The organism is Pseudomonadota bacterium (genome assembly GCA_034189865.1).
Lineage (GTDB): Bacteria > Pseudomonadota > Gammaproteobacteria > UBA5335 > UBA5335 > JAXHTV01.
The window spans coordinates 174,304-190,672 of record JAXHTV010000001.1; the positions used below are offsets into that span (position 1 = coordinate 174,304).

Consider the following 16,369-nt stretch of genomic DNA (forward strand, 5'->3'; position numbering starts at 1 on the left):
CCTTGCGCCCTTCCCGATCGACTCAAACCGCAAGCCGACCGACAGGCCGACCGTCCCGACGCAATAGCTCGCCGGCCAAGGCCATATGGGCAACGGCACCACGCGCAGTGCGATCATAGTGCACGACCGGCAATCCGAAACTCGGCGCCTCTGCCAGTCGAACGTTCCGCGGAATAACGGTCCGATAAACTTTGTCGCCAAAATGCTCCAACAACTGCATCGATACTTCTTTCGATAAGCGGCTGCGGGGATCAAACATCGTGCGTAACAAGCCTTCAATGTGGAGCGCCGGATTCAGCTGCTCCTGGACACGCTCAATGGTATTGAGTAGGGCCGTAAGACCTTCCAGCGCGTAGTACTCGCATTGCACCGGAATCAGCAACCGATCAGCGGCCGCCAGGGCATTGATCGTGAGCATGTTCAAAGACGGGGGGCAATCGATCACGATGTAGTCGAATTTCGGGCGGACTTCTTGCAAAACCGCGCGCAATCGCAACTGTTGATCGGTGCGCTCCATTAACGCGACTTCCGCAGCCGTCAAATCCCCATTCGCCGGCAAAACGAAAAGCCCGTCATCGCGCGGCGCGACCATCGTCTCCTCAACGCCCGCCTCACCCAACAACACTTCACAGGTGGTGAGATCCACTTGATGCTTATCCAAACCACTGCCGACCGTTGCATTACCTTGCGGATCCATGTCGACCAGCAGCACCCGCAGCTTGGCCATGGCCAAGGCGGCCGCCAGATTGACGCTGGTGGTGGTCTTACCCACCCCGCCCTTTTGGTTCGCAACCGCGATCACAGCGCTCATTTAGCCATCAACTCCACCGTCACGAAGGGATTCAGAATCATCAACGCGGATCCATTCCACGACATGCCGCTCAGCTTCCAGGTGCGGCACGTCCAATCGACGAATGACGCCCTGGCGGTAACCGCAAAGATTCAAAGACAATTGTTCTCCTGGTTCCGCGCCTTTCATTAACAACAAACGCCCCCCTAACGCACAATGGGGCTTGGCCAGCGCCGCCAGCTTACCGGATGCCCCGACCGCCCGAGCGACGACTGTATCGTATCTCACTTGGGATTTGTGGCTCTCTGCCCGCCCTTGGACGGCCTGGACATTGCCCAACCCCAACGTCATGATGGCGTGCCGGACAAAGCGTATCTTTTTTCCATTGGCATCCAACAGCACAAATTGCCGCTCCGGCGCCATGATGGCGAACGGAATCCCAGGCAGACCCGCACCGGTCCCCAGATCCAGTATCCGCGCCCCGGACAAATACGGGAGCACCGCGAGGCTGTCCAACAGGTGGTGCGTGACCATTTGCGCGGGTTGTCGAATCGCGGTCAAATTGTACGCGGCATTCCATCGCGCCAACTCGTCGACAAAACGAATCATCGTTTCTACCTGACGATCCGACGGACTCAGCCCCAATCGCGCACAACCACGCCGCAAGCTCATTTTGTAATTTTCGGTCGACGCCACGATCACCATTCGCCCACCACGACTCTGCTCGACACGCGACCCGCGATAATGGCTCGAAACGGCGCGCCCCACGGCCCATCATACATCGCTTGAACCGGCAACCTACGATCCATGAGGCCCACGAAAAACCCGAGGAATTCTCGTCCAGTTGATATCCCATGGACGATTGCCTGACGATAGAACGCTATGAGCATAAACGAAGCGCACCCCTACGATAAATTGAGCCCGGATGTCATTCTCGACGCTACGGAGAGCGCGGGCTATCTCTGCGATGGCTTTTTGCTCGCCATGAACAGTTACGAAAATCGTGTCTACCAAGTCGGAATCCATGATGAAAAACCCGTCATCGTAAAATTTTATCGTCCGGGCCGGTGGTCCGATGCGGCGATACTCGAAGAACATGAGTTTGCGCGAGAACTCGATCGTTTGGAGATCCCGGTCGTTGCGCCGCTGGCAGACCGTCCGGGGGAGACCTTACACTACTTTGCCGGCTACCGATTTGCCGTCTTTCCGCGCCGGAGCGGACGCCCCCCGAACCTTGAAAACGAGGACACGCTTAGCGTGCTTGGCCGATTCCTGGGGCGCTTGCACGCGTGCGGATCGTCACGACCGTTCCGACATCGAACATCGATCGATAGCCGACGATTGGGGCACGAGTCACGGCGCTATCTGCTGTCAACGAACTTCATCCCTGAGTTCCTGACCCAACGGTATTCAAACATCACGGCCGACCTGCTTGAGACCATCGACTCCGCGTTTGCGAAATTACCTCACATTCGCCCCATCCGTTTACACGGCGATTGCCACCCGGGAAACCTCTTATGGTCCGACCGCGGCCCGCACATCGTCGATCTCGATGACTGCGCCACGGGTCCTGCCATACAGGATTTGTGGATGCTAATCTCCGGCGACCGGCAGAGCCAGGCACGACAACTGGCCACCATCCTCGAAGGATATCAGCAGTTCAACGATTTTGATTTTCGTGAAATCACGCTAATCGAAAGCTTGCGTACGCTGCGCATGATCCATCATAGCGCTTGGTTGGCGCGCCGATGGAATGATCCAGCGTTTCCGCGCGCGTTTCCGTGGTTTGACTCCCCGCGCTACTGGGAAGAGCAGATACTTATACTGCTAGAACAGCGGTCGTTACTGGACGAACCCACGCTTGAATTGTATTAGTCATGGGAAACAACAAATGAACTGCGCGCAGCCACGCGCATCGTCCTCCCTCCAACCACCAAACTGTCTGTCAATTTGCCAGAATCCACCATGAACCCAACACTAAGCCCAACCGGTGCGAGCCACTCCCCACCGCGCGTAAATCACGAAATTTCCATCGGCGTCAGCTCATGCCTACTGGGCGAGTCGGTTCGGTACAACGGCGGCCATAAACGCGACCGCTTCGTGGCGGACATCCTCGCATCCTATTTTCAGCTGATTCCGGTATGCCCTGAGGTTGCTGTGGGCATGGGCGTGCCACGGGAGCCGATTCGACTGGAACTCAGAGACGCTCAGATCCGCGCGGTCGGCGTAAAAGACAAAAGCCGCGACATGACACAGCCACTCCGCGAATATGGGCGCCGGATGGCGGCGGAGCTTCCATCCATCTGCGGTTATATCTTTAAAAGCAAGTCTCCCAGCTGCGGAGTCGAACGCGTGAAAGTCTACGTACCCGGTGGACGCCCACTCAATGATGGCCGAGGCGTGTACGCCGCAGAAATCGCTCAAGCCCGACCTCTTCTACCCATCGAGGAAGAAGGGCGGCTTAACGACTCCGTGCTCCGCGAAAACTTCATTGAGCGGGTTTTCGCCTTCCACCGCTGGCAACAATTCTTGGCAAATAGCGCAACGGCCGAACGTTTGGTTGAGTTCCACACGGCTCACAAACTGGTGCTGATGGCCCATGGCACACAACGGCTTCGCGAACTGGGTCGACTCGTGGCAAAAGCGGGAAGCGAACCCATCGCCGACCTGGTCGAAGAATACGGTAGGGCGTTTATGCTAACGCTCAGTTATCGGGCAACTCGAAAGCGGCATAGCAACGTGCTGTTCCATGCCATGGGCTACCTCAAGAAGCACTTAAACACGGAGGATAAGCAGGAGCTAACGAACCTGATTCACAGTTACCGAACTGCCGAGGTTCCTTTGATTGTCCCCGTGACGCTGCTAAGACACCACTTTCGCGTACACCCACATCCGTACATAGAAAAACAACTGTACTTTCAGTGGGCGCCCGCCGGACTCAGTCTCTGGAACAGCATTTAGCTGAACCGGTCCTGGGGTGAAGTGAATCAGTCGCCCGGCCAATCTCAACCGGGCGACTTGTCGTTAGAAAGGCGCGGGTTGTAGCAAACAACACACGGAACTGGTCCGGCGCTTACGGCCGAAAAAGCCATTCGCTTTCACCCAACGGCCTGGGTTACTCATTTCAGATTTCGGGCGATCAATTGCGCAATCCCGTCAGATGCCGCACGCAGCCCCCGGACCGCGGGACTTTCATCGCATTGTTCTTCATCCGCACACAGCCAGGCAAAATCCCTTACGCTGTACTGAGGATCAGCCGGCATATCCGTCGCCCCCTCAACCGGGATCGGGCCGCCGTAAACCATGCTTGTCGCGTACAAACGCTCCTTGGAATCAGCCGACACCAAATCGACAAACACTTCTAACGTGGGCACATAGGGTTCGTTCGGACTCAGCGCCGTATAGCCCGCAAACTCCACATAGACATGCAGGTAAGCATCGAAGCTTTGGGATGGCTGCGCCGGATAGTCACCCAAAAACCTGAAACCCCGAATCGAACCCGCATGACGCTGCTCATCGACCGGGACGTCCAGCACATTATAACCCACGGCCTGCAGGTGACGAGCAATGTTCTCCGTGAGATCCTCCGCCACGCTGAAATTCCATTGTTCAATGGTTTGAGTTAACTCGTAATTGCGGCTCGCCCTGTCTGCTTGACGAACAGACTGACTGACGCCCGCTCCGACAATACGGCCAGGCAATGTCACACCGGGGTTCGCTGGCAAAGGATACCGCAGTATCCTTGCGTCATAGAGGGCGGGATCCTGGATCGTGAGCAGACCTATCCGACTGTCAGGCCCCAACAGGGATTCCGGTGGTTCTTCCCGCGTTAGTTGTGGCGCAGGCCCACAACCTCCAAGACCCAGCAATAGGACCGCGATCAGTACCCAGCCAAATCGCTTATACATATTAGCTATCTCCTTGCTTCGTTTCAGGCCCTGACTCCATCAGGTTCACACTGTTTTCGCACGCGGACCATCTCGGAAACATTTTGTCGGCCAGACCCGGTTTAATCGAGTGGTGCTTGCTGTTTCTCGAATCGGCGATTTGAAACCTGGGCGTGGGACCAAAAAGTCTCAGCCCTGAGACCTATGAAGTCATACCCTGGACGACACGCCCTTAATAATATAGTTCGCAACGTGGGAATGCGCCGTTTCGCTTTTCGGGCGACGCCCTTCACGAAACATGGCCATCATGGTTAACCCGAAACGTTTGCGTCCCCTCATCATTTATCTCAGACCACAAGGTCTGGTAGGCAAAACTAGCTGAATGCTAGCCAGGTCGCAACTGCAATGAATCACTTACAGGCAACTAATCGCTCTTTTCGGCGATTTTTTTGATGCTCTGCAGCTGCGTATTTGCCACCTTTTTTGTATACCACGCCATCAAAGAGGCCAAGCGGGCCGCGGTTGGATCGGACTCAATCATCTGAGTCCGATAGACCAATCGGGACAAATGGTCATCTGTCTGCTCCAGCTCGTACTGAACTTCGACGGTAGCACGAGGGTGCTCCAGTCGAATGGCCAGATACCGGGGCGGTTCGTAGCGGATCACCTTACCTAAGTATTCAACGGCACGACCGAACTCGCGGACCCGCTGCCGAAAACGCGTTCCCACAACCTCAGGTGGTTCAGGCCGGGAGAGATAGACGGTCTCCTCCAACCCCACCATCCAGCGCTGCACAGATGCATCATCATCCAGCACCGAAAACACCCGCGACGCGGGAGCCGCAATCTGCGCACTTAACTCAATATTCACCGGCCAACTCGGACCACGGGGGCTGAAAAAAACGGCAACATTGGCCGCCGCTAAAAGTCCTGCAAGCCTTTGTAGTCGATGGCAGCGGCATAATCCAGCAGTTCTTGTTCCGAAACATCGTCGCCCTGAATCGTAACCAGAAATCGATTCGCAACAGCCATCTGTATCTCACCACTGGAATCTTGCTCATCATAGGTCACCATCGCTTTCTGCCCCGCGATACGCTTCATTTTGGCTCCCTGCGACGACATGGCCATGGGATTCGATAGCAGCATCAACATGCCCTGCAGCATGGGAGAATCGGTAGCAATCGTGACCTCAATCCGCTGACCGTCCTTCCCGGTATACGCTCGATTTGCCGTCACGCCCCCGCCGAACATGGCACCGGCCATGGCCTCAGAGTTTGACCCTTCCGCAGTCCAACCCGACAAGGGCGCCGGCAAAAATTCAACCAGTTGTTCTCCGCGCTGCTGACGTATCAGTTGAGCGGCATATTCGAGGCTGCTGACGGCTTCCGCGCGATCACCTTCGGAATAGTAGTTCAACGCTTCTTCAATGGTGTCGGACACCTCATCCGCAAACGCAGGAATCCCGAAAGCCATCATCCAAATGGCACAAAATCCGCAGACGAAGATCACTGACTTCAATCGCTTACTCAGCACGGCGTACTCCTTGTCTCACCCAAGCCATTGGACGATGTATTAAGCCAAACGGGATTCATCCTAACAAGGTCCGCTAGCCTTTGAAATGCATGCCACGTCGCAGGCGACTCGCCTCGCCCAGGACAACTCCCCTATGATTTTAATCGTCTTCGTTGGGCCAAGCGTGAACCACAAACGCCGGCTCTCCCTGCTTTGCCTGCTCATAACACGCGAGCGCTTCCGGCTCTTCCGGCCGTCGGTCGTGTGAAACGTGTTCGCAATGCTCCAAGGATGCAACCACCCATTCCGCTTGGTCGAGTTCGGAGCGCGCTATCTGCTCGGCCGCTGTTAAATCGTCGCGATTGATCCAACAGTGCACGTATGCGCCACCGATGGTCGCCCGGAAACTTGCATTGTCTTTGGGGTAAACATGGTAGATCAAAAACTGCATGATGAGACTCTGGGTTCGCAAGTCGACCGACGGATTAGCTATCGGGTGCAATATTGAAACGCGATCTGTCGGCAATCAATTCAAGATAGACTCTGCCCAGCGAATCGACTGCAGATACTCGCGGGCGGGCGATTTGGGGCACACGGCGAGCAACGACGGACTATCGAAGTCGCCGCGCTCATAGGCCAGGACAGCGCTGAGAATACCGCCTAAAGGGCCCTCTTGACGGATCAGTGCAACCTTGAGAACGTCGTTAAGAGAAAGGTTTTCCATGACCCGCTCCATGGAGCAATCCATCATCGCGTCGAGCGTGGACAGCAAGCCCACCGTAAACGCAGAATCGGTTGCCAACGAGACACGTGCCGCTATGAGTTCGCACATTTTGGCACGAATCAAACTCAACCTGTAAAGCTCATCCGGATGGTCGTCCAAACCACTGAGCACGATGACCGTGGCAATACTGCGCACAACATCGAGCCCTAGCATCACAATCGCTTCTTGAATCGATGAAACATTACGCCGAATTCCAAACTGAGCCGAGTTAATCAACTTAAGCAACCGAAAACTTAATGAAAAGTCTTCCTGCGCGATAGTCGCCAACTCGGTAACCTTCACATTCGGATCCGACAATCGCGCGAGCAGTTGGAGTATCCGTTGCCGCACCACGGGAATCCTACGCTGGTCGACACGGCGCGGACGACAGAAAAAATACCCTTGAAACAAATCGAACCCCAATCGCGTACAACGGGCAAACTCTTCGGGCGTTTCGACCTTCTCGGCTAACAGCTGCACCGGCCACTGACGCAGTGCCTGGACCTGACTTGGCAATTCGTCCGGAGGAATTGCTTGGATGTCGACTTTCACGATATCCGCCATGGCCACCATGGAATCCATCCCCGCGCGGTAGACGAAGTCATCCAGCGCCAAGCGGTAGCCGACGCCACCCAATCGAGAGAGCGCGTGCAACAAATCATCATCGATTTCGATATTTTCCAGCACCTCCAAAACGACCTGATTCGGCGGAAAAGGAAGCGGATCGGTATTGACCAGAAAATGGCGCGTCATGTTCACAAAGGCGATTTTATCGCCGATCAAGCTATGCAAACCAATCTCCGTCAACGCCGCCATGATGACCTCTGACGTCGCTTTGTCGCCGTCGACATCGGAACATTCGTCGTTGCCGGGTGTGCGATATAAAAGCTCATAAGCCACCACACTCATCGATCGATCGAATACCGCCTGTCTGCCCACCGAAATCGAATGCATTCCCAATCCTTTCCTTTCACTATCTCCCTGCCAAGACACCCAGACAACTCTCAGGGGCGACGAACATCGCCCGGCGTTTAACCTGGCTAACAACCCCTATCGGCGAAAAATTCGACGACTGTATGGATTGGGCAACAATAAAATTAAAGCGGAAGAGTTGCGGGACCAAGAATGGATCGCTTGGCCGCAGGGATGCGGCTGACGGCTATCTGGCCTTTGAATCGAAAGAGGATGATGAGGACAAAAAGTTTCGCGGCCGCTTAACCGGAGAAGACTACAAGATGCTGTTTACAGAAAAATCAGAGCTAGGACGCCGGCGTTAATCGCAACGACCCGTCTGATCACGATACCGATCCATTGAAATCACGGGCGCACGAGTAAGATCCCTTGGCTTGGAAGGATCGATATCGCCGACGATACACGGTACAAACTGATTGTGAAAAGCGTCCATCATCAAATGAGACAACCGAACGCAACCGCCGATCGGTGTACGCGACCGGCGACGCTCCATGTCGATACGAAACTGCAACCCGCGAAGACGACAGCGATTTGCAGCGGACGCAGAGCCAATCAGCCGCTCGATTTCCTCACAGCGCCGCGCCTCGAAAGCCTGTGGGTCGCTTTTTGCGAGATCAGCCCAGGTATCAAAATCGAATTTCCCGGTTCGTTCACTTTCCATGTCGCTCTCCCTCTACCCCATAACGAGGGGAAATCCTGGAACCCATATCGGTTAATTCTACACGAATCCCTTTTTGCTCTCATGGATAGACCGACTTCTGTTCCCCTGGCCCAATCGCTTAACGACCCGGTCTATTGCAAGCGCCCCAAAGACCTGATACCGACCTGACCGTCAAGAATGATGAAACATGGGCCGATAACGAGAGACATCGTGGACTGTGTACTTCTGATTAAAACACTATGCACCGCCATACCATTCGCCACCAGACCTACCGCCTACTTGACGAAGAGCTGTTCTCTAGTCGGGAAAGCCGCTGGTTGCATAGCGCCATCGTCGTTCTGATCGCGCTCAACGTGGTCGCCGTGATTCTGGAGTCGGTGGATTCTTTCTCGGTGCGGTACGGAGCTCTGTTCTCGCGCTTCGAGGATGTGTCCGTAGCGATTTTTACCGCTGAATATCTTTGCCGTTTCTGGTCCTGCGTCGAGAATCCGAGAAACTCCCGCGAACGCCCACTTGCTGCGCGGCTTAGATATATCGTGTCTCCCGGTGCGCTGATCGATCTATTAGCGATACTACCCTACTTTTTGTCCATACTCGTGGCACTCGACCTGCGATTCCTGCGCGTACTCAGGCTCCTTCGAGTATTCAAACTGACCCGCTACTTCTCGGCGTTGGAAGTTGTTTTATCTGTATTAAAAGAAGAAGCTCGAGCTTTCGGTGCTGCGCTGTTCGTACTCATGGTCATCTTAGTGCTCGCATCTAGCGGAATTTACATTTTCGAACATGAAGCACAACCAGATGCCTTTGGCAGCATTCCGGCAGCCATGTGGTGGGCAGTAGCAACTCTAACCACCGTTGGGTATGGCGATGTAACACCCATTACTGCTGGAGGCAGGGTATTCGGTGCTACCGTAACGATTGTCGGAATCGGCATGGTCGCCCTGCCGGCCGGCATACTGGCCTCGGCGTTCTCCGACCAACTACACCGTCGAAAGGAGACCTATGCGGCAGCGATAGACCAAGCGCTGGGCGACGAAACCATAACGCGGCCGGAGGCAGACTTTTTGGAAGAGGTCCGCGTTCGTTTGGGGCTCAGCCCGGAGGAGGCGCTCAGGATCTACGAGCGACGGATGAACCGAAAAAGCGCCGGATATCCAATCGATGAGAATACCCCCCCTCCTTGTGGCAATTCAATTGCAAGCTGCCCATACCGAAGCGGCACATTGCAATCCAATACAAAGCCCTCGGGGAATCAAACCGGCAGCACACCACCAGTACAAAACAACTGAAGTCTCACCCTCGGGAATGGACCTTCGTCTAGAAACCGTCGCTGCGGACTAAGCGGCGGCCCAGCGGAGCGACGACAGGGTATGCGGCTCATCGACCACGCTCCCTTGAGCATAATCAACGCCCAGCGCTCTCCATGTTTCCAATGAAACCTCATCGGAAACATGGGTTGCGACTAGCTGTATTCCCGAAGCGGCCGTGAGGACTCTGACCGCAGAGACATAGGCTTTATGAACTGCGTCCTTTGCCAAGTCCTCCGATGACCCGACATCAATTTTGACAAAATTCACAGCGAAATCGCGAAGCCGGTTAATCGAACCGATCTGTGCGCCGAATCCGTCGATCGCAAAGCGACATCCCAAAGGCCTCAACAGTTGGACGAGCGCCTTAAATGCCAACTCGCAGCTGATCGCATCGACCTCACTGATCTCGAAACATAGACGCGCGGGATCCACGCTGGATTCCGAAATCGTTTGGTATAGGTGGGTACGGAAGGCTGCGTCGTTCAAGGATGCTGCCGACAAATCAACGCTGCACAAGGCAACCGTGCGCTTTTCCTTGGGCATGGATGCTAACCAGTCGAGACTTTTTCTGACCACCCACCCGTCGAAACCGGCCGACGGACCGTTGGCGGCAAAGACCGACCTCAAGCGTTGGGACGAAGTATCTTCACCATCAGTGGCACCCCACTGGAGAAAGGTCTTACACCAGTTAATCTCTTGCGCTCCGTCTAGGGGGACGATGCGCTGCGCGAACAACTCCAAGCCTTCGGCGCTGATCGCTTCCCCGACCTTCGCAACCACTTCCGGGTCATCAGCCGCCCCCTCCTTCTCGGAAACAGTGCTATGCAGCTGGTGTATTCGGTTTCGCCCCAGCTTCTTGGCTTCATAGCATGCACTGTCAGCCAGACTAAGCAGCCGCGACAAGTTCATTTTGTCACCGACGATGGGGACCACGCCAATACTGACGCCGATCTGGAGCAACTGCCCATCCCAGACAAACTCGAAATCCTCAACGGTCCGCCGGATATTCTCTGCGATAATCAAGCCTCGCTTGACATCACAATGCGCCAGCAACGCGGCAAATTCGTCCCCACCAAGACGCGCCAGGGAATCCGTTCGACGGAGCTGCCCTTTCAATGATTCGCTGACTTGTTTGAGCAACTGATCGCCAGCGCCATGGCCGCAGGTGTCGTTCACCTGCTTGAACCGATCCAAATCTAAGTACAAGAGACAGTGATGCGCTTCTTCGGACTTTGCAGAATCCAGACACGACTGGCATCGACGCTCGAACTCTCGGCGATTGACCAAGCCGGTCAAGGCATCGTGGCTGGCGTAGTAGGCGATTTCCTCGGCCATACGCTCAGCGTCGGTGATGTCCCGGAAAACGACCACTGCGCCAAAAGCATTGCCATCCTGCCCCCGAATCGCTGAAGTCGACGCTTGGATCGTCAATTCCCGTCCGTCGCGACTCAGCAACTGGTTCTTGCCAAACGCCCCGCCATCACCCCCAATGTCGTTATTGAATTCAAAGGGATGCGAACCCGTCGCTGCGGAACTCTGATGCCCCGTCAGCCGCAGAACCTCGGCGACGGGATGACCTCTTGCGTCCCGCAACTCCCACCCAGTCAATGCTTCCGCCGACGAGTTCATATATTCGACACGATTATTCCGATCAAGGGTGATCACGCCATCCGCGATCGATGCCAGAGTCACCTGGGCGCGCTCCTTCTCTCGATACAGCTCCTCCATTGCCCCGGTTTGCGCCCGATACAGACGAGCGCTCTCCAGCGCGCCAGCAACTTGCGACGCGACAACGTCGACAAACTCTAAATCGGACTCGCTAAAGACCCCCGAGAGCAAATTGTTCTGCAGATACAGCAGCCCCAGAACTTTGCCGCGACTGATGAGCGGATAGCAAAGTACGGACCTGAGCGAAAGCTTTTGAACCTCCGGATCGTCTGTAAACAGTCCCGTTCGGCTGGCGTCCTCCAATTGCACAGACTGTCGTGTCCGCTGGGCATGGCGAATAATACTGCGCCCAAACAAGTCTTCGACGTCGGCAAGTGGGCGCTCCATCAGCTCGACGTCGACCCTTTTGTTCTTGCGCCCAACCGCGCGTAAGAACAGTGCGCCGTCTCGACTGGCGATCAGATAACAATCCAGAGCGCTGAGGCGATCTAACACCACTTCGATGATGATTCGGAACAGTTCGTGCGGATTTGGCGTATTTGAAATGCGGTGGGCAATATCAAGCAATAATGCCGTGTCGAAGGAACGATCGGATGCCTGATCGTGCTCGTCAACGGTACGAATCCGATCCCGCTCGCTGAGCTGCGCAACCAATTTGTCTGCACCTAACTCTCGATAAACACGCGCCGCTGCCTGCAAATGATAGGTCGCCTGGCTTTTTTGACGGTCCCGCAGGAAATGACCGAATCGTTCGTGAACATGACCAAGAAGCAGGTTGTACTTCGCTTCTTCGGCCAAATCGATCGAATCCAAGTACAAATTGCGCGCACTGATATCATCTTGCCGAAGTTCCGCGAGGCGCGCTTCGATAAGCGCCAAATACGGGCGCAAAGCCGGTCCGAGCCCTGCCCAGCCGCGAATCAGTTCCAGCGATTGGCCCACCGGACTTTCCGATATACTGCCGGGCCCATCAGGGCTGGATGAAATCTCATCCAGTGCATGTAGCACCCGGACGATGTGCCACTGCCGTTCCGGGAGAATGGATCGGGCAATTGACAACCCAGGCTCCGCTCGCTTGAGCAATTCCGCGGTCGCCGCAACATCACCGAAAAAATAAGCCGATGTGGCGCGGAAGCCATAATAGGTGGCCAAACTCCCCCATTGCTGGGTTTCCATCCAATGATTGACTGCGTTTTGTTCTTCGTTGGGATCCGCTTCGGATACCAACGGATTGACGAATCCGATACGGACGGACGCGGCCATCTCCTTGGCCCATAGGAGCTCGTATGACTCGGCGTAAGCTTCTGCCGAGCGTGCGGCCGAATGCAGTTCGGTCAGATTAGTAGCGGAAAAGGCTTCCGCAAACAAAGACAAAACTTGGCAGTTGCAGACGACCAATCGGTGCCGGAGTTCCTCTCCCACCGCTAAACTTGTAGATGCGGCGCGGCGAGCCTCCTCCATCGTATGTCGCCAATGAAACCCCAAACCGACAAATTGACTAAAAGAAAACGCCGACTCTAGGGTTCCCGGACGTTCACGACAGAGCCGGAGTTGAATATCCTCCAGCAAATCCGCCAGCGCATGCTGCTTGAACTCCCGCGCTCCAACGCTACAAACACCCACCAGAAAATAGTGACGCCAAGCGCGACTATCAGAGTCGATCTTAGCTTGAAGATGGGTTGCCAACGTGCCCACGTAGAAATAGTGATCGAGGCTACCAGTCAAGTAGTAGCAAGGCGCCAGTTCACGACAAACATTGAGAATGAGTTCGCGTCGCGGATCTTGGCTGCGCCGCGGCACTGACCGATGCCCCGGCTGAATATCCAGTAACATGGCATTCAGCTCGGACAGCAGTTCCACCGTCGCTCGTCGCACATCCCGCCCCTTGGGCTCGACGCTGTAGCCCAGCAGGGACAGTGCCTCAAGAAATGCCGGAATCGCCGCTTGGAATTCATTACGGTTGGAGAGCGTGACACCCTTCTCATGCAGAACTGTGGCACGCCAAGCAGGGCTCGCATCGTCGCGCGACAACAGCCGATCCAGCAGCACTTCAGCCTCTACGTCATTCCCGAGCAGAGACTCAACCACCGCGTGTCGTAAAGTCACCTCTTTGACCAACTCAGCGTCTTGATGCGCAATCTCGGGGGTAAACAATTCGTGAGCGGCTGCGAAGTAGCGCCCAGCCGACTCGATGGCTTTTTGTCGATAGGCGTGCTGCCCGGCCATCAAATTGATGCGAATGTCCCGAAGTCGTTTTTCACCACTCAGACAAGCGGGTCTTCCAGCGTTCAGATAATCCGCAGCCCGGAACAAACCGCGATCTTCCCTCAACCCAGCCTTTCCATCGATCAAAGTGGCGTAGTGCTCCCCCAGTCGATACCTCAAAGTAGCGCATTTTTCCGCACCCACGCGCTCCATCGCCGCTTTCTGAATGCGGTCATGGACAAATATCCAGTTGACTCCATTTACTTGGATGAGATTCTCTTGCTTAGCCGGCTCCAACGCGAACTCGATCTCCGCCAAATCCCGACCCGTGGCTAACGACAACTCTGATAGTTTGAATCGCCGCCCAATCGCGGCTGCTGCAGCCAACATTTCCTCAGAACGACCATCAAGCGCGTTAATGCGACCACGAACCAGCCCCAGGTCCTCTGCCGGCACGTCGGCCTGCGAGTAGGCCAAGGCATCGAATCGCCAACCGCGAGCGTCACTGGTCAGGAGGTTTTCGCTTCGAAGCCAACGTAGCAGCTCGATAACGAATAACGGATTCCCCCGTGAACGTTCCAGCACCAGTTGGCAAAGCGCTTCCCTGCCGGAGATGAGCGGCTCCGTCAATGCCATAATCAACGCCCGACAGGCCGATTCATCCAGTCCAGCCAGTTGAAGTGCGACCGGCGAAGTTTCCGCTAGCGCCAAAGTGCGCAACAGCTTTTGCAGCGCAGGCTTCTCAGACATTTCGCCACGACGATAGGCGCCGATGAGCATCAGTCCGGACAGCTCACCGGTCCGGCCGGAGAGATACCCCCAGAACTCCAAACTTTCTTTGTCGGCCCATTGCATGTCGTCGAAGAACAACACCAGCGGTTTTTTCGAGGATGCGATGACCGACAATAGACGGGTCAAAACGCGAAAAGTCCGCTGCTTGGCCTCAAGCGGACTCAATTCCGGCAACTCTGGTTGGGTCCCAACCAGATGCTCAAGATGAGGCAACAAATCGGCGAGGGCACGCCCTTCGTTTCGCACGCCTTCCTTAACACGCCGAGACCAAGTCTCGACCTGCTCATCATCTTCGGTGAGGAATACTTGTAATAACTTGTCCAAGGCGCCGACCCACATTTCGTAGGGACGTGCGTTACGACTCCCGTCCAGACGGGTCGTCATGAAATAACCATGGTGGAGAACGATGGGAACTTGCAGTTGATCAACCAGTCGGGATTTTCCGATTCCCGCCACACCACTGATCAGCACCACCCGAACGGCGCCTTTGGCAACGGCGTCGTATGTTTGGGTGAGCGTCTTGATCTCTTCCTCACGCCCGAAGACCGGAATCTCAGGCACATCCGAATCAGGCACCCAATCCACGTCGAGCGCAAATGCGGAAACGACACCGTCACTCAAAAGCTCAGCTCGGGCGCGCGCCAAATCTTTCAGAAGACTGGCCGCACTGGAGTAACGTTGGTTCGGCTCCTTGGCCAACAGGCGAGCCACGACCATACTCACTGGCTCGGGCACGTCCGGACGTTTCCAATGCACCGGGTCCGGCTGACGCGCCAGCACCGAATGCACCAAGGATGCGGGCTCCGAGCCCTCAAAAGGCGGCGAGCCGGTCAGCAGTTCGTGCAGCACGACACCCAGCCCGTATAGGTCTGTCGCTGGCGAAACCGATTGGCTGATTCTCCCGGTCTGCTCTGGCGCCAGATAGGGCAACGTGTGGCGTAAGAAATGAGGATGGGCACTAAATATACTTTGCCGATCCATCGGCACAATTCGTATGACATCCGTGAGCCGAACTTCCATCGACTCCGGGCTGAGCAAGATATTGCTCGGCTTGACCGCGCCGTGGACCAAACCCTGACTGGCAAGCTGACTCAATATCGACGCCAGTTGCATGGTAATTCCAAGGGCTACCTCGACGGCCAGCGAGTCGTCTTGGCACAGCCACTCCTGGAGCGGTACACCCTGGCCATCGGGCATGACCAGCGCAAAACGTCCTTGGGAAAAAAGCAAATCGGTGGGCAACACCACTTGATTGGGGTGTAGCCGCTCCCACCGGCTAAGCTGCCGACGAATGGCATCCTGCAAGTCCGGCACCACAAAATTGGGCCGAATAAATTTTACGACGCACTCGTCTCGCTGACGTCCAAATCGGCGGGCTTGGTAAACTTCTGCGTGGAAACTCTCACCCAACTTTACGGTGGGTTGTAACTCGCTAATTTGGGGAAGAAAATTCAGCATGCGCCCCACCACCGGCGTGACCCACGGACCTTATAATACGGCGAGGCGAAGAGCGCGTAGACGCTACGCCACGGAACCGCAACGTCAAAAAGACGCGTCATGATACCGCCCCCGCAATCGTTATTATTTTGCAATCGGTAGATCTTGTATCGACCTTTGGCTGCACAACTGAACCGCGGAAAGTAATGCCGCTAATCAAGCAAAATGCGGAAACGCCATCCAACTAAATCGGCCGGCTGGCGCGAAATAACCTGACGTCACGAAACACTTCACGACAACCAAAACACAAACCCAGGCACAAATCCACCCAAATATGATGAATTTAAGATAGCAAAATAGCGAAAATACGAG

12 protein-coding genes are annotated in these 16,369 nt (G+C 55.5%); 3 read left to right on the top strand and 9 right to left on the bottom strand.

The features are described from left to right. Window positions 1-22: 22 nt before the first annotated feature. Together SVU69_00840 and rsmG are read right to left on the bottom strand one after the other, a co-directional pair. Window positions 23-811 (bottom strand): AAA family ATPase, encoded by a 789-nt coding sequence (locus SVU69_00840; GenBank protein ID MDY6941541.1) that lies wholly within the window; start codon window positions 809-811, stop codon window positions 23-25. Next, window positions 812-1,462, bottom strand: a complete 651-nt coding sequence (gene rsmG / locus SVU69_00845) for a 16S rRNA (guanine(527)-N(7))-methyltransferase RsmG (protein MDY6941542.1) — start codon at window positions 1,460-1,462, stop codon at window positions 812-814. It abuts the gene before it with no gap. Window positions 1,463-1,672: 210 nt separating this feature from the next. Between rsmG and SVU69_00850 the strand changes: the two genes are divergently transcribed. Next, window positions 1,673-2,665 carry a serine/threonine protein kinase gene (locus tag SVU69_00850; protein ID MDY6941543.1) on the top strand — a complete coding sequence of 331 codons (993 nt, stop codon included), beginning with the start codon at window positions 1,673-1,675 and terminating at the stop codon, window positions 2,663-2,665. A gap of 90 nt (window positions 2,666-2,755) precedes the next feature. After that, window positions 2,756-3,751 (top strand): DUF523 and DUF1722 domain-containing protein, encoded by a 996-nt coding sequence (locus tag SVU69_00855; protein MDY6941544.1) that lies wholly within the window; start codon window positions 2,756-2,758, stop codon window positions 3,749-3,751. Window positions 3,752-3,909: 158 nt separating this feature from the next. Here SVU69_00855 and SVU69_00860 read toward each other — a convergent pair whose 3' ends face one another. From SVU69_00860 to SVU69_00885, 6 genes are all read right to left on the bottom strand, one after another. After that, complete coding sequence (locus SVU69_00860; protein MDY6941545.1) at window positions 3,910-4,698, bottom strand: hypothetical protein; 789 nt, start codon at window positions 4,696-4,698, stop codon at window positions 3,910-3,912. 403 nt (window positions 4,699-5,101) lie between these two features. After that, window positions 5,102-5,548, bottom strand: coding sequence for an SRPBCC family protein (locus SVU69_00865; protein MDY6941546.1), 447 nt, complete (start codon window positions 5,546-5,548; stop codon window positions 5,102-5,104). Window positions 5,549-5,598: 50 nt separating this feature from the next. Continuing rightward, window positions 5,599-6,210: a hypothetical protein gene (locus SVU69_00870; protein MDY6941547.1), complete on the bottom strand. Its 612-nt coding sequence runs from the start codon at window positions 6,208-6,210 to the stop codon at window positions 5,599-5,601. A 139-nt stretch (window positions 6,211-6,349) separates the two neighbouring features. Beyond that, window positions 6,350-6,640, bottom strand: a complete 291-nt coding sequence (locus SVU69_00875) for a hypothetical protein (protein MDY6941548.1) — start codon at window positions 6,638-6,640, stop codon at window positions 6,350-6,352. 75 nt (window positions 6,641-6,715) lie between these two features. Further along, entirely contained in the window at window positions 6,716-7,906 is a 1,191-nt protein-coding gene (locus SVU69_00880; protein MDY6941549.1) for an HDOD domain-containing protein, read from the bottom strand. A gap of 319 nt (window positions 7,907-8,225) precedes the next feature. Further along, entirely contained in the window at window positions 8,226-8,585 is a 360-nt protein-coding gene (locus SVU69_00885; protein ID MDY6941550.1) for a DUF3135 domain-containing protein, read from the bottom strand. A gap of 239 nt (window positions 8,586-8,824) precedes the next feature. Between SVU69_00885 and SVU69_00890 the strand changes: the two genes are divergently transcribed. Then, entirely contained in the window at window positions 8,825-9,874 is a 1,050-nt protein-coding gene (locus tag SVU69_00890) for an ion transporter (GenBank protein ID MDY6941551.1), read from the top strand. A gap of 48 nt (window positions 9,875-9,922) precedes the next feature. Here the strand turns inward: SVU69_00890 and SVU69_00895 are convergent, their stop codons facing one another. Beyond that, a complete protein-coding gene (locus SVU69_00895) occupies window positions 9,923-16,018 on the bottom strand; it encodes a diguanylate cyclase (GenBank protein ID MDY6941552.1) in 6,096 nt (2,031 codons plus the stop codon). Window positions 16,019-16,369: the final 351 nt, after the last annotated feature.

Excerpts from the sequence above, each read along its gene's own strand:
- SVU69_00890 (MDY6941551.1), top strand. The coding sequence starts at position 8,825 with ATGCACCGCCATACCATTCGCCACCAGACCTACCGCCTACTTGACGAA.
- SVU69_00875 (MDY6941548.1), bottom strand. The coding sequence starts at position 6,640 with ATGCAGTTTTTGATCTACCATGTTTACCCCAAAGACAATGCAAGTTTC.
- SVU69_00860 (MDY6941545.1), bottom strand. The coding sequence starts at position 4,698 with ATGTATAAGCGATTTGGCTGGGTACTGATCGCGGTCCTATTGCTGGGT.
- SVU69_00840 (MDY6941541.1), bottom strand. The coding sequence starts at position 811 with ATGAGCGCTGTGATCGCGGTTGCGAACCAAAAGGGCGGGGTGGGTAAG.
- SVU69_00895 (MDY6941552.1), bottom strand. The coding sequence starts at position 16,018 with ATGCTGAATTTTCTTCCCCAAATTAGCGAGTTACAACCCACCGTAAAG.
- rsmG (MDY6941542.1), bottom strand. The coding sequence starts at position 1,462 with ATGAGCTTGCGGCGTGGTTGTGCGCGATTGGGGCTGAGTCCGTCGGAT.
- SVU69_00880 (MDY6941549.1), bottom strand. The coding sequence starts at position 7,906 with ATGCATTCGATTTCGGTGGGCAGACAGGCGGTATTCGATCGATCGATG.
- SVU69_00855 (MDY6941544.1), top strand. The coding sequence starts at position 2,756 with ATGAACCCAACACTAAGCCCAACCGGTGCGAGCCACTCCCCACCGCGC.
- SVU69_00850 (MDY6941543.1), top strand. The coding sequence starts at position 1,673 with ATGAGCATAAACGAAGCGCACCCCTACGATAAATTGAGCCCGGATGTC.
- SVU69_00885 (MDY6941550.1), bottom strand. The coding sequence starts at position 8,585 with ATGGAAAGTGAACGAACCGGGAAATTCGATTTTGATACCTGGGCTGAT.